The organism is Actinomadura citrea, assembly GCF_013409045.1.
Classification (GTDB): Bacteria; Actinomycetota; Actinomycetes; order Streptosporangiales; family Streptosporangiaceae; genus Spirillospora; species Spirillospora citrea.
In genome coordinates, this window is sequence record NZ_JACCBT010000001.1 from 2,066,429 (window position 1) to 2,080,275 (window position 13,847).

10 protein-coding genes are annotated in these 13,847 nt (G+C 72.5%); 2 read left to right on the forward strand and 8 right to left on the reverse strand.

The features are described 5' to 3' along the window. Nucleotides 1-18: 18 nt before the first annotated feature. The 3 genes from BJ999_RS09765 to ligD (BJ999_RS09775) form a co-directional block, all read right to left on the reverse strand. Nucleotides 19-1,344, reverse strand: a complete 1,326-nt coding sequence (locus BJ999_RS09765) for a dihydrolipoyl dehydrogenase family protein (RefSeq protein ID WP_218935008.1) — start codon at nt 1,342-1,344, stop codon at nt 19-21. A gap of 106 nt (nt 1,345-1,450) precedes the next feature. Next, nucleotides 1,451-2,359, reverse strand: coding sequence for a non-homologous end-joining DNA ligase (gene ligD, locus BJ999_RS09770; RefSeq protein ID WP_179832997.1), 909 nt, complete (start codon nt 2,357-2,359; stop codon nt 1,451-1,453). Continuing rightward, nucleotides 2,349-3,323 (reverse strand): non-homologous end-joining DNA ligase, encoded by a 975-nt coding sequence (gene ligD, locus BJ999_RS09775; protein WP_179832998.1) that lies wholly within the window; start codon nt 3,321-3,323, stop codon nt 2,349-2,351. The genes ligD (BJ999_RS09770) and ligD (BJ999_RS09775) overlap by 11 nt, the downstream gene beginning before the upstream one ends. Nucleotides 3,324-3,436: 113 nt before the next feature. On the opposite strand from ligD (BJ999_RS09775), the gene ku reads away from it, so the two are divergent. Beyond that, nucleotides 3,437-4,342 (forward strand): non-homologous end joining protein Ku, encoded by a 906-nt coding sequence (gene ku / locus BJ999_RS09780; RefSeq protein ID WP_179832999.1) that lies wholly within the window; start codon nt 3,437-3,439, stop codon nt 4,340-4,342. 24 nt (nt 4,343-4,366) lie between these two features. Here the strand turns inward: ku and BJ999_RS09785 are convergent, their stop codons facing one another. Both BJ999_RS09785 and BJ999_RS09790 read right to left on the reverse strand, forming a co-directional pair. Further along, nucleotides 4,367-4,669: a hypothetical protein gene (locus BJ999_RS09785; RefSeq protein ID WP_179833000.1), complete on the reverse strand. Its 303-nt coding sequence runs from the start codon at nt 4,667-4,669 to the stop codon at nt 4,367-4,369. 191 nt (nt 4,670-4,860) lie between these two features. Next, complete coding sequence (locus BJ999_RS09790; RefSeq protein ID WP_179833001.1) at nt 4,861-7,023, reverse strand: MMPL family transporter; 2,163 nt, start codon at nt 7,021-7,023, stop codon at nt 4,861-4,863. Nucleotides 7,024-7,187: 164 nt separating this feature from the next. Here BJ999_RS09790 and BJ999_RS09795 point away from each other — a divergent pair, with 164 nt between their 5' ends. Beyond that, entirely contained in the window at nt 7,188-7,910 is a 723-nt protein-coding gene (locus BJ999_RS09795; RefSeq protein WP_179833002.1) for a TetR/AcrR family transcriptional regulator, read from the forward strand. Between the two features lie 64 nt (nt 7,911-7,974). Here BJ999_RS09795 and BJ999_RS09800 read toward each other — a convergent pair whose 3' ends face one another. The 3 genes from BJ999_RS09800 to moeZ form a co-directional block, all read right to left on the reverse strand. Next, on the reverse strand, nt 7,975-9,144 hold the full coding sequence (locus BJ999_RS09800; protein ID WP_179833003.1) for an ROK family protein: 1,170 nt from the start codon (nt 9,142-9,144) through the stop codon (nt 7,975-7,977). A 137-nt stretch (nt 9,145-9,281) separates the two neighbouring features. Beyond that, a complete protein-coding gene (locus BJ999_RS09805; RefSeq protein ID WP_179833004.1) occupies nt 9,282-12,314 on the reverse strand; it encodes an alpha-N-acetylglucosaminidase TIM-barrel domain-containing protein in 3,033 nt (1,010 codons plus the stop codon). Nucleotides 12,315-12,519: 205 nt separating this feature from the next. Then, nucleotides 12,520-13,701 (reverse strand): adenylyltransferase/sulfurtransferase MoeZ, encoded by a 1,182-nt coding sequence (gene moeZ, locus BJ999_RS09810; RefSeq protein ID WP_189269946.1) that lies wholly within the window; start codon nt 13,699-13,701, stop codon nt 12,520-12,522. Nucleotides 13,702-13,847 lie beyond the last annotated feature (146 nt).

Sequence of the window (13,847 nt, forward strand, 5' to 3'; positions counted from 1 at the left end):
AGGGATCCTCCTCCAGGTTCACAGCCGTCCGGCCAGCTCCCGCAGCGGCGCCTCGACGGACTCGCCGTGGGTCGGGAACGCGTGGACGACGTCGGCGAGCAGGCTCAGCGGCGTCTCCGCGCGGATGGCCAGCGCGATCTCGCTCATCCACTCGTCGGCGTGGAGTCCGGCGGCGGCGGCGCCGACCAGCAGTCCGCGGGTGGGGTCGGCGTACAGCTCCACCCGGCCGCGCTCGTCGGCCTCGACCGCCGCCCGGGCCGTCGCGGCGAGGTCGTACCCGGCGGTGAGGAGGTCTATGCCGAGTTCCTCCGCCTGCCTGGGGGAGATGCCCACCGAGTAGACGGTGGGCGTCGTGTAGACGACGCGGGGGATGGCGCGGTAGTCGGCCTCGCGCCGGTGCCCGAGCAGGTTCGACAGCGCGACCTGCGCCTGGTAGCGGGCGGCGTGCGCGGTGCGGGCGACGCCGGTGACGTCGCCGGCCGCCCACACGCCGCCCGCGGCGCCGGGCACCCGGCACGTCTCGTCCACGGGGATTCCCTGGCCGGGTATGACGTCGATGCCGAGGTGCTCCAGCCCGAGGCCCTCCACGCGTGGGCGGCGCCCGGCGGCGACGAGGACGCGGTCGGCGTCGAGGGTCCCGCCGTCGGTCAGCCAGAGCCGCAGGCCGACGTCCTTGCGCTCGGCGTCGGCGACGGCGGCGCCGAGCCGCAGGTCGACGCCCATCCGGCGCAGGGCGTCGGCGAGCACCTCCCCGGCGAACGGCGCCTCCGCGTCCAGCAGCCGCCCGGACGCCTCGACGACCGCGACCTGCGAGCCGAACGCCGCGTACACCTGCGCCAGCTCGCAGCCGACCGGGCCCCCGCCGAGGATCACCAGCCGGCGCGGCAGGTCGGGGACCGAGAGGGCCTCGGCGCTCGTCCACAGCGGCACGTCGGCCAGCCCCTCGACGGGCGGGATGACCGGCTCGCTGCCGGTGCAGACGATGAGGTCGCCGAAGCCGTGCACGGCGCCGTCCACCTCGATCCGGCCGTGGTCGAGGATCTGCCCCCGGCCGCGCAGGACGGTCACGCCGTCCTCGGCCATCCGTGCGACGGCGGGGTCGTCGCCCCGGTTCCCGGCCAGCCCGTCGCGGCGGGCGAGGGCCATCTCCCAGGTCTCGCCGCGGCGCGCCGACATCAGCAGCGACTTGGACGGGACGCACGCGAAGTAGGGCGACTCCCCGCCGACGAGACGGTTCTCGACGAGCGCGACGTCCCGTCCCGCGCGGGCGAGGCCGGTCGCGACCAGCTCCCCCGCGGTCCCCCCGCCCAGCACCACGGCGTCGTAGTGATGGTTGTGCGACAACGGTTCTTCCTTCCACCCGTGGTGTCCCCAGGCACCATGGTGACGGAACGCGGTCCCGGAGAGTGCCGATTCGAACACATAGGGCACCCGGGATCGCCGAAGTCGCTCAGGGCAGCGGCCGGTGGTCCTTCAGAAGCGGTTCCAGGAGGTCACCGTGCTCGTCCACCCGGGCGAGGACGTCCTCGGGGCCGAAGACGAGATCGGCGGGGTCCTCGCACGCCTCCAACTCGTCCCAGGTGATCGGCGTCGACACCGACGGGCGGCTCGCGGCGCGCAGCGAGTAGGGCGCGACGGTCGTCTTGGCCGGGTTGTTCTGGCTCCAGTCGACGAACACCTTGTCCTTGCGCAGCCGCCGCTCCATCTTCGCGACGACCAGCTTCGGGTTCTCGTCGGCCAGGCGCTGCGCGGCGGCCTTGGCGTACTCGGACGTCCGCTCGGCCTCCTTCGGCTCCTCGATCGGGACGTAGAGGTGCAGGCCCTTCTTGCCGCTCGTCTTCGGGTAGGACTCCAGGCCGTCCTCGGCGAGCACGTCGCGCAGCAGGGCGGCGACCTCGCACGCCTCCACGATCGTGGCGGGCGGGCCCGGGTCCAGGTCGAAGACGACCAGGTCGGGAGTGTGCACCTTGCCGCGCGGCCCCACCTTCCACTGCGGGATGTGCAGTTCCAGCGCGGCGAGGTTCGCGCACCACACGAGCGTGGGCAGGTCGTCGACGACGACGAAGTCGAGGGTGTCGCGGCCCTTGGAGCTGCCGGGGGTGGGGATCGTCGCCGTCCGGACCCAGTCCGGGGTGTGGGAGGGGGCGTTCTTCTCGAAGAACTTGCCGCCGTCTATGCCGTCCGGCCAGCGGATGCGGGTCGCGGCGCGGTCGTGCAGGTGGGGGAGCATGACCGGGGCGATGCGGGCGTAGTAGTCGATGACCTCACCCTTGGTGAACTCCGGGTACATGCCCTTGTCGAGATTGGAGAGGGAGAGCTGACGGCCGTCCACCTCGACGGCGGTCCTCTTACTGCTCACTCGTGACCTCCAGGGGGTCCTTGTCGTCGCGCAGGCCCCGCCAGGACGGGAAGCGGAGGCGGCCGTCCCTGGTCCGGGCGCTGTAGGCGACCTCCCCGACGAGCCGGGGCTCAACCCATTGGGCGTCGCGGGCGAACTCGCGCGGAACGGGCTCGTCGTAGGGGCTCGTCGGACGGCGCAGCGGCCACAGCGTCTCGTACAGCTCGTCCAGGACACGGTCGCTGAAGCCCGTGCCGACGTGGCCGACGAAACCCAGCCTGCCCTTCATGTCGTACTCGCCCAGCAGCAGCGAGCCCACGCCGCCTTCGCGCCGGCCCTTTCCAGGCTTCCAGCCGCAGATGACGATCTCGCGCGTCATGAAGTTCTTCACCTTGCGCCAGAAGTCGACGCGGCGCCCCGGGCGGTACGGGGAGTCGAGGCGTTTGGCGAGCAGGCCCTCCATCTGCTGCTCGCGGGTGAAGGAGAGCAGCTCCTCCACCTGGAGCCGGTCGCCGCCGTGCAGGTACGGGGGCACCTCCACGGGGCCGGTGCCGGCGAGGTCCAGCTCCGCCAGCACCGAGCGGCGGTCGGCGTAGGGGACGTCGTACAGGACGTGCCCGTCCAGGAAGAGGACGTCGAAGACCACGTAGCGGACGGGCACCTCGCGGATCAGTCGGGGGTCGGGGCGCTGGACGTGCATCCGGCGCTGGAGGCGTTCGAAGCTGGGGCGTCCCTCCTGGAAGGCGACGACCTCGCCGTCCAGCACGACGTCGTGGTCGGGCAGCAGGTCGGCGAGGGCGGACAGCTCGGGGTAGCGGCTCGTCACCTCGCCGCCGCGCCGGCCGACGGCGCGGGCGCCGTCGGCGGAGACGTGCGACAGGACGCGCACGCCGTCCCATTTCAGCTCCAGGCCCCACTTCCCGCCGTCGGAGGGGAGGTCTCCGGTGGAGGCCATCATCGGCTCGACGGGCCACGGCATGGTCATACCGCCGTCTTACCCCGTCCCGCCGCACGGGGAAAGGATCACGACGCCGTTCTGGCGCAAATCGAAGGACGTTGCGACGCTAGGGGCAGGAACGTGCTGGGTAAGGACGGATCATGCGCAGTATCTGGAAGGGCGCGATCTCCTTCGGTCTGGTGACCATACCGGTGAAGCTCTACTCGGCGACCGAGCAGCGGGACGTCGCCTTCCACCAGGTGCACCGGGAGGACGGCGGGCGCATCAAGTACAAGCGGGTGTGCACGATCGACGGCGAGGAGGTGCCCTACTCCGACATCGCCAAGGGCTACGAGCTGCCGAGCGGCGAGATGGTCATCCTCACCGACGAGGACTTCGCCGACCTGCCGCTGTCGTCCAGCCGCCGGATCGACGTCCTGCAGTTCGTGGAGCGCGAGGAGGTCGACCCGATCTACTTCGCGAAGTCCTACTACCTGGAGCCCGACGCGCAGGGCGCCAAGCCGTACGTGCTGCTGCGGGACGCGCTGGAGAGCTCCGGGCAGGTCGCGATCGTCAAGGTGGCGCTGCGCCAGCGCGAGTCGCTCGCGACGCTGCGGGTCAGCGAGGGCGTGTTCGTCCTGGAGACCATGCTGTGGCCGGACGAGGTCCGCACCCCCGACTTCCCCTTCCTGGAGGAGGACATCGAGGTCCGCAAGCAGGAGCTGTCGATGGCGACGTCGCTGATCGAGTCGATGGAGGGGGACTTCGACCCGGGCGAGTACAAGGACGCCTACCGGGAGGCGCTCCAGGCGGTGATCGACGCCAAGGTCGAGGGGCGCGAGGTGGCGCGGCCCGCCGAGGAGGGCGAGGAGGAGCCCGCCGCGGACCTGCTCAGCGCGCTGCGCGCCAGCGTCGAGGCGGCGAAGAAGAGCCGCGGCGAGAAGTCGGGGAAGGCGGCGTCCGGCAAGGGGGCGCCGGCGAAGAAGCCCGCCGCGCGCAAGACGGCGTCGTCCAAGTCCGGCGAGAAGAAGGAGCCGGCCAAGAGCCGCGGCCGCAAGTCGGCGTGACCCCGCGGCCGGGCCGGGGCCGGTTCAGTTGTCGCGGCGGGCGGCGAGCACCCGCCCGACGGCGGCGGCAGCGGCGGACGGGTCGGCGCACGGCGCGATCCGCTCGCCCCAGCCGTAGCAGTAGGACCAGCCGTCGCCGGAACGTTCCCGCACCGCGATGACGCTCTCGCCGACCCGCGGCAGGCGCGGGTCGGCGATGTGCGCGGTCGGGCGGCGGTCGGCGGGCGCGGCGACCTCGACCGCCCAGCCGGCGGAGCGCAGGACGTCGGTGAGCCGCTCCAGGTGCGCGAGCGCGGTCTCGGCCTCGGTGATCATCAGCACGGACACGGTGCCTCCAAAGGAACATCCCGGCACGGGAAGGATTCGGGGATCCGCCGGGCAGGGACCGTCGCGGGATGCGTCACGCGAGGGCGCAGCCGGTGGAATGACGTTCAGTCTTGCGCCGGGTGGAGGAGACCACAAGCGGTTCGGGGGGATTGGTGGCCGGCACTTCGATGTGCCGGCCACCGGGGCGGGGCTCAGCCCACGGGCTCCAGCCGTGCGGGGGGAGCCGCCGGAGCGTCGCCCTCCCGGATCCCGTACCGGCCGTAGAGCCGGGCCAGCGGGCCGGGCGCCCACCAGTTCGCGCGGCCGAGCAGCCGCATCGTGGCGGGCACGAGCAGCGCCCGGACGACCGTCGCGTCCAGCAGGATCGCCACGGCCATCCCGACGCCGGTCATCTTGATGAACGTGATGCCGGACGTCGCGAACGCGCCGATCACGACGATGAACAGCAGCGCCGCGCTGGTGATGATGGCGCCGGTGCGCTGCACGCCGGAGGCGACGGCCGCGGTGTTGGAGCCGGTCAGGTCGTACTGCTCGCGCACCCGCGACAGCAGGAACACCTCGTAGTCCATCGAGATCCCGAACAGCATCGCCAGCATGAGGATCGGCATCGCGGGGGAGATCGCGCCGGTCGCGGTGAAGCCGAGCGGGCCGGACAGGTGGCCGTCCTGGAAGACCAGCACGACCGCGCCGAAGGTGGCCGACAGCGACAGCATGTTCATGACGATCGCCTTCAGCGGCAGCAGCACCGACCCGAACGCCAGGAACAGCAGGACGAACGTGGCGCCGCCGACGAGCAGGGCCAGCCAGGGCAGGGTCGCGCCGATGCTGGCGAGCTGGTCGACCACGTCGGCCGTCTCGCCGCCGACGTAGGCGCGCGCGCCGGGCGGCGGCGGGACGTCCCGGACGTGCTGGACGAGGTCGCGTGCGGCGCCGGAGTTCGGGTCGGCGTCGTAGCGCAGCGCGATCCGGGTCGTCGTCCCGCCGGCGCCGGTCACCGTCGCGTCCGTGACGCCGGGCAGCGCGTCCAGGCGGGCCCCGTAGGCCTGGACGGCGGCCCGGTCGGACGTCCCGGTCACGACGGCCTCGATCGGGCTGGTGGCGTTGCGGGGGAAGCGGGTCTCCAGCGTCTCGGACACCACCCGTGCGTCCGCGCCGTCCGGCAGCGCCCTGGCGTCCACGCCGCCCCAGTTGATGTGCAGCAGCGGCGCGCCGAGCGCGAGGAGCAGGGCCACGGTCGCGACCATGTAGACGACCGGGCGGCGCATCACGCTGCGCGCGACCCGTCCCCACCAGCCGTCGAACCGGCCGCCGGACGCCGCCCTGCGCCGCCGGATCGGCAGCGCGTTCACCTTCGGGCCGAGGACGGCCATCAGCGCGGGCAGCACGGTCAGCGCCCCGGCCATGCACACCAGCACGGTGGCGATGCCGCCGTACCCCATGGAGACCAGGAAGTTCTGGTCGAACAGCAGCAGCCCGGACAGCGACACCGCGACCGTGACGCCGGAGACCGCGACGGTGCGCCCGGCCGTGGCCATCGTCGCGGCCAGCGCGTCCTCGGCGGAGGCGCCGTCCCGGCCGATCTCCTCGCGGAACCGGCTGACCATGAACAGCCCGTAGTCGATCGCTAGGCCGAGCCCGAGGAACGTGGTGATGTTGACCGCGAAGATCGACACGTCGGTGACGTAGGACAGCGCGTGCAGCGCGGTGAACGAGCCGAGGACGGCCAGGCCGCCGACCAGCAGCGGCAGGCTCGCCGCGACCAGCCCGCCGAAGATCAGGACCAGCAGCACCAGGAGCACCGGCATGGCCATGCCCTCGGCCCGGCCGATGTCGGACGAGACGCGCTCGTTGATCGCGACCTCGGTGCCGACCGCCCCGCCGACCTTCGCGGTGAGACCGCCGCCGACCTCGGTGAGGTCGTCCTGGATCGCCGTGTAGGCGTCCTCCCTGGCGGCCTCGTCGGAGCCGGCGAGCTGCAGGACGGCGTAGGTCGCCTTGCGGTCGTCGCTGACGAACTGCGGCGCGCCGGTCGTCCAGTAGGTGACGGCCTTGGCGACCTTGCCCGGCGGCAGTGCGGCCAGCGCGCGCTCCACCGAAGCCCGGAAGGCCGGGTCGTCGACGGTCGTCCCGCCCTGGTAGAGGACCACGACGTCGGCCGCGCCCCGGCCGAGGTCGCGCTCGGCGATCCGCTCCGCCGTCGCGCTCTGGCTGCCCGGGGTGTCGAAGCCGCCGGAGGAGGTCAGCGCGCCGAAGACGCCCGTGCCCCACACCGCGGCGAACACCAGCGCCGCCCCGGCCGCGGCGAGGACCCACCGCCTGCGCCGGTGGACCCACCTGCCCCATCGATCGAACATGACGCTTCTCCCTCAGCTTCGTTACCTTGAGTAATTTTAGTGAACAGCGTAAACTGAGAACAGCGTTAACTTGGCATACAGCGTTAGCTGTCGTCAAGGGTGTTTTTGAGGAATCATGCGAGGGCGGCCGGAGCGGCGGCCGGGCCCGGCAGAGAGGGGGCGAGGTGGCATCGCGTCGTGATCGTCTGCGGGCGGCGACGGTCAGGGAGATCACCGACACCGCCCGGCGGATCCTCGTGGAGGAGGGCCCCGACGCGGTGACGCTGCGCGCCATCGCCCGCGAGATGGGCATGACCGCCCCCGCGCTCTACCGCTACTTCGGCAGCCACGGCGAGCTGCTGCGGCATCTGGTCGGCGACCTGTTCACCGAGCTGACCCGCGACCTGCACGTCGCCATGGACGAGGTGCCGAAGAGCGACATGAGCGGCAAGTTCATGACGGTGGCCCGCCAGTTCCGCCTCTGGGCGCTGGCGCATCCCCGCGAGTACTCGCTGCTCTTCGGCACCCCCGTGCGCGGAGCCGCGCACAAGGAGGAGGTCGACTTCGCCGAGGAGTGCGCCCGCCAGTTCGGCTGGACGTTCATGTCCCTGTTCCTGGAGCTGTGGAGGAAGCAGCCGTTCCCGGTGATGGCCGAGGAGGAGATCGACCCCGGCCTGCGCGAGGAACTGCGCCGCTACCGCGACGAGGTGCTCGGCATCTCCCTTCCGCTCGGCGTGATCCAGCAGTTCCTCAAGTGCTGGATCAGGCTCCAGGGCGGCGTCAGCCTGGAGGTCTTCGGCCACCTGGAGTTCGCCCTGAGCGACGCCGCCCCCATGTTCGAGCTGATGCTCCGCGAGGTGACCGTCGAGCTCGGCCTGACCTACGCGCCCCCGAAGGGACGGGCCTGAGCCTCACCGGCGGTGCGGTGCGGCGGGTCCACGGGATCGCGAGCGCCGCGGGCGGCCGGCCCGTTCAGGCGATGTGCCAGATGACGCCGAGCCGGTGGTGCATCGCGGTCGCGGCGGCGCCGTGCATGATGCTGTTCTCCGCCATCGTGGAGAAGCGCGGACGCCGGACGTCGCTCGGCGGCAGCCGCACGGCCAGTTCCCGTTCGATGGCGTCGAGCAGGCGCTCACCGGCCCGGCGGATCGGACCGTCGATCACGACGTCCCCGATGTCGAGGATCGCGGCCTGCACGCAGAGCAGGGCGGCGAGGCTCCTGCCCGCGTGGTCGACCCGCGCCGCGAGCGCCTCGAGCTCCGGTGTCGCGAGCGCGCCACCGGGCGAGGACACGGCGTCCAGCAGTTCGACGGGGGCGCCGGCGAGGACGGCCGGCAGGCTCGCCACCGTCTCCAGGCACCCTCGCCGCCCGCATTCGCACCGGCGGTCGCTGACCCCGACGTCGATGTGGCCGACCTCGCCGGCGCGCTGCCGTTCTCCCAGGTGCACGCGGCCGTCGAGCAGGATGGCCGAGCCGATGCCGCCGGCGATGTGCAGCACGATGACGCTGTCACCGGCCCGGCTCTGCACCGACAGCTCCGACATCCCCACGGCGGTCGCGTCGTTGACCAGCACGACCTCGTGCCCGAGCGCGGCCGCCAGCGGCCCGGCCAGGTCGACGTCCCTCCAGCGCAGCTGCAGCGCCTCGATGACGCGCTGCTCGGGGGAGACGATGCCGGGGACGGCGACTCCGGCGGACAGCACCGCGCGCCGGTCGTCGCCGGCGAGGGCCGTGAGCATCGGGACGAGGGCGGCCACCACGTCCGCGCCGCGCGGCCGGGCGGGCAGCGCCGTGCGCGCCGTCGCGCCGATCGCCCCGTCCAGCCCGACGACGCCGCCCAGTACCTCGGCCGGGCGGACGTCGGCCATGAGCAGGCAGTGCCGTTCGGTGTCGATCCGGAGCAGCGTGGCCGGCTTGCCGCGCCCGCTCGGCCGGCCGGCCTCCTCGACCACCAGCCGCCGCGACACCAGGCCCTCCATGATCTGCGACACGACGGCGCGGGCCAGTCCGGTCGACCGCGCGATGTCGGCGCGGGACACGGTGCCGCCGCCCGCCAGCACGCTCTGCAGGACGAGCTCGGTGTTGCGCTCGCGCAGGACGGCGGGAGTCGCCTTCTCGGTGATCCGGACGGACCTGGTCATCCTCGCCTTCCCCCGCGCGCCGTGCCGCCGCGCCGGTCCGCCGCGCCGTGCCGCCACCTCCTGCAAGGGGAGCGTATAGGGATCGGCCCTGTCCCGGGCCCGCTCGCCCGCTCGCGGTCGCGGGCCCGGGGGACGGCTCACCGGGCCGGTGGCGGCGAGGTGCAGGCGAGCGTCGGCACGCCGAACGAGACGGCGTCGAACCAGCGGTTCGCGTCGTACTGGTCGACCTGGATGCGCAGCTGCTGGACGCCCGTCACGTCGACGTCGAGCCGGACCGCCTCCGCTCCGGAGGTCGCGAGCCCGCTGCGCAGCACGCCGGACTCGTGCAGCAGCCGGCCGTCGCCGAAGACCCGGACGACCACGTCGCCGTCGGCCGAGTGGTTCATCGCGTCGTCGATCCCGGTGACCGTCGTGAACCTCTGGCAGCCGCGGTCCAGCTCGACGCGCACGTCGGCGTTCGCGTTGGTCCCGAGCCCCTTGCTGTAGGCGGTCCCGTCCAGGCGGATGGGCTTGCCGTCGCCCACGGGGGTGGCGGGCGTCACGGTGTCGCGGGCGACGGGGTAGATGCCGTCATGGTTGCGCGAGTAGGAGAACGGCAGGTCGCTGAGCTGGACGCGGCCGTCCGCGGCCACCGGCAGCACGGCGGTCGCCTTGCGGACCACGTGCCGGCCGGCCTGCTCGAACCCGACCGTGACCTGCACCGTGACCTGCGTCGTCCCGTCCGGGAGGTCGCCGGTCCGGTGCAGCGTCCACGACCGCTCCAGCGTGGCGCCGGGGCCGATCTCCCCCTGCTCCGGACCGGTGGGACGGGCCTCCACCCCCGCGGGTGCGGAGACGCCGAAGGTGACGCCGCTCATCGGCGCGAAGTAGTTGGCGTTGGTCACGGAGGCGGCCACCCCGGCGGAGGCGGAGAGCGATCCCTGCGGACGCAGCGACAGCGGCAGGTCGTAGTCGTCGCCGGTCAGCCGCCGCAGCATCCGGGACGCCTCGGTGTAGGTGTCGCCGACCGGCCTCGTCCGGTACCCGCCGGGGTCCTTCGCCCACGCCTCGGCCATGGCGTACCAGTCGACGCCCGGGGCGGCGGCGCCCGTCCGCAGCTCGGTCTTCAGCCCGTCGAACAGCCGCTCCCATCGTGGCGCGTAGTAGTCGCGCAGCACCCCGGACCACTCGCGATAGGCGTAGTCGTGCAGGTCGGTGTCGCGGTCGCCCCAGGACGTGATCAGCTTGCGCGCCTCGTACTCCAGCCGCGGGGCCTCCCCGGGGGTCGCGGCCGCCTGCCGCGCCCGCTGGAGCCACGGCCCGACGCTGTGCTGCCGGTCGGTGCCGGCCAGGTCGTCGAGTGCCCTGATGTAGCCGATCCACGCGTCGGTCAGCCGGGAGAACGCGGCGAGGTCCCGGGCCTGGTACGCCGCGTTGATCTGCGGCAGCAGGGTCCGGGACCGGTCGTCGGCCGCCGCGCGGGCCACTTCGAGCAGGTCGTAGCGGTAGGCGTCGCTGCGGCGCAGGGACCCGCGGACCGCCAGGAGCGCGGGCAGGGCACGGGCGAACGCGGCGGGGTCGTAGGCGAACGCTGCCTGCGCCCACCGGTGCGGCCTGGTCGTCGCCAGGTTCGGTTCCGCGGCGAAGAGCCCGCCGTGGCCGGACGACCGGCCCCCGGTCGGAGGGATCGCGTACGCGGTGTCGGCCAGCACCCGCCAGGCGGCGCGGGCCTGCGGGTCGACGCCCCCGTAGCGGGCGTCCGCGTAGTCGTCGAACCACCGGTGGAGGTCGACAGGGCCGTCGTGCCAGGGCAGCTCGGCGAGGAACTCGACGGCGACGGGGTTGTTGTAGCTCGCCTCCGGCATGATCGCGATGCCGTCGAGGGCGCTCGCCCGCCGTGCCCGCCAGTCCCAGAACCGCTCGTTCCAGGCCTTGATCGGTGCGCCGACGGTGGAGTTGCCGCCGAAGTTCCAGATCGACCCGAAGGCGTACGGCGCGCCCTTCCAGTCGGTGTCGCGGTCGACCTTGAGCGCCCGGTCGGACAGGCCGTCCACCACGAGCATCCTGCTCCGGTCGACGGCGGCCACGGTCTCGGGGCGCGGGTTGCTCTGCCAGCCGAGGATCACCCAGGTGGCCCCCGGGTGCGCCCTCTCCAGGGCGTCCTGGACGGCCGCGGAAGCCTGCCCCACCGGGATGGCACCGGCCTTCCCGCCCTCGTGGAGCAGGTCCATCTTGTACATCGTCGACAAGCCGAGCAGCCGGTCCTGGACCTCGTAGAACCGCTGGGCGACCTGGGTGAACACCGGGTTCGTCGGCGCCAGCCAGTCGGGCCGGGTGATCCCCTCCCAGGTGCCCTGCGGCACGGTGACCGCACCGGGGTTGCGGGCCGCGAAACCCGTCGGGACGGTTCCGAAGTAGCCCGGGAGCACCGGCGTGATGCCCAGCCGCCGCATCCGGTCGGCGATCCGGCGGCCCAGATCCGCGCGGGCGCGGATCTGGGCCTCGCTGATCGGTGAGGTGAAGTTGGACATGTTCTGCAGCAGCCACCACGGCTGGTAGCCGGCGCCCGGGATCCAGGAGCGCAGCTCGTCCGCCGAGTAGCCGAACGACTTCAGCGTCTCGTAGTACACGGCCTCGGTGCCGACCGGCATGAACATCTCGTTCACGCCGTGGAGGGCGTAGACGTCGATGAGCCGTTCCCAGTCCTCGAACGTCCGGTGCGGCCCGGAGTATCCGTCCTCGGTGTCGTTCCCGGCGAACCGGTGCTTGACGACGGACGACCTCTCGATCGGCTGCGCCGGCAGGGGGAGCCGAGGCGGAAGGTCGAGCTGGTCGCCGGTCCACGAGATGTCGGCCTTGGCCACGTGCTTGAGGTACCAGTTGAAGCCCATCAGCAGCGCCGGCGTGCTGCTGCCCGCGATGACCGGCCGCCGGTGGCGGACGGAGACCCGGAAGGTGTCCCTGCCCTCGGAGCCGGGCATGGTCTCCAGGCTCACCTGGCCCGCGTACCGCGGCCCGACCAGCCGCCTGATCGCTTCGTGGGCCGGCCGGACGTCGAAGGCCGGACGGCCGGGGGACGCCGCCTCCGCCGACGCGACGCCTCCCGGCGGCACGCCGAGGATGAGCAACGCGCCCACCGCCCCGGCCAACGCGGCCCGCCATCTCCGTTGCGCCCTGCGCCGTCGTCCCACGGTCGCATCCCTTCGCCGGGTTTTGATCGTGATCCAAACTAAATACCGGCGGCCACCCGGTCAAGATCTGGATCGGGAGGTTTCCGCGGGAAGGGCGTGCACGGCGCGGTGGGCCCCGGACAGGGCGCGGACAGGGCCCGGACAGGGCCCGGACAGCGGAAGGCCCCCGGACCCTTGGCGGGTCCGGGGGCCTTTCCGGCGGGCGTCAGTAGGACGGGAGGCTGGGGTCGATCTGGTTGACCCAGGCCAGGACGCCGCCGCCGACGTGGACGGCGTCGCCGAAGCCGGCGTTCTTCACGACGGCGAGGGCCTCGGCGGAGCGGACGCCCGACTTGCAGTGCAGGACGATCTTCTTGTCCTGCGGCAGGCGCTCCAGGGCGGAGCCGTTCAGGAACTCGCCCTTGGGGATGAGCGTGGCGCCCGGGATCGCGACGATCTCGTACTCGTTGGGCTCGCGGACGTCCACGAGGAAGATGTCGTCGTCCCGGTCCTGCATGGCCTTCAGGTCGTGCACGGAGATCGTGGAGTCCCGGACGGCCTCGGCGGCCTCGTCGGAGACCGCGCCGCAGAACGCCTCGTAGTCCTCCAGCAGCTCGGTCTGCGTCGGGTTCTTGCCGCACAGCGGGCACTCGGGGTCCTTGCGGACCTTGACCGAGCGGTAGGACATCTCCAGGGCGTCGTAGACCATCAGCCGGCCGACGAGCGGCTCGCCGATGCCGGTCAGCAGCTTGATGGCCTCGTTCACCTGGATGGAGCCGATGGACGCGCACAACACGCCGAGCACCCCGCCCTCGGCGCAGGACGGCACCATGCCGGGCGGCGGCGGCTCGGGGTAGAGGCAGCGGTAGCAGGGGCCGTGCTCGGCCCAGAACACCGACGCCTGGCCGTCGAACCGGTAGATCGAGCCCCACACGTACGGCTTGCCGAGCAGGACGGCGGCGTCGTTCACCATGTAGCGGGTGGCGAAGTTGTCGGTGCCGTCCACGATCAGGTCGTAGCCGGAGAAGATGTCCATGATGTTGTCGCGGTCGAGCGCGGTGTCGTGCACCAGCACGTCGATCAGCGGGTTGATGTCACGGACGGTCTCGGCGGCGGACTCGACCTTCGGCCTGCCGAGCGAGGACTGCCGGTGGATGATCTGCCGCTGCAGGTTGGACTCGTCCACGACGTCGAAGTCGATGACGCCGAGGGTGCCCACGCCGGCGGCGGCCAGGTAGAGCAGGGCGGGGGAGCCGAGGCCGCCCGCGCCGACGACCAGGACCTTGGCGTTCTTGAGGCGCTTCTGCCCGGCCATGCCCACATCGGGAATGATCAGGTGCCGCGAGTAGCGGTTGACCTCGTCGCGGGTGAGCTCCGGGGCGGGCTCGACCAGAGGTGGCAACGACACGGTGAATGCTCCTGTGCTGGCGCTCGACGTTCGAGGACGGCGGGACGTCATCGTCCTCCCACGGCACAACCTTGCCATGTGCTGCGGCATTCCCGGCAGCCGCCTGCCGGACGGTTGCCCGTGTCTCCCTGGTACCGGAATGGATC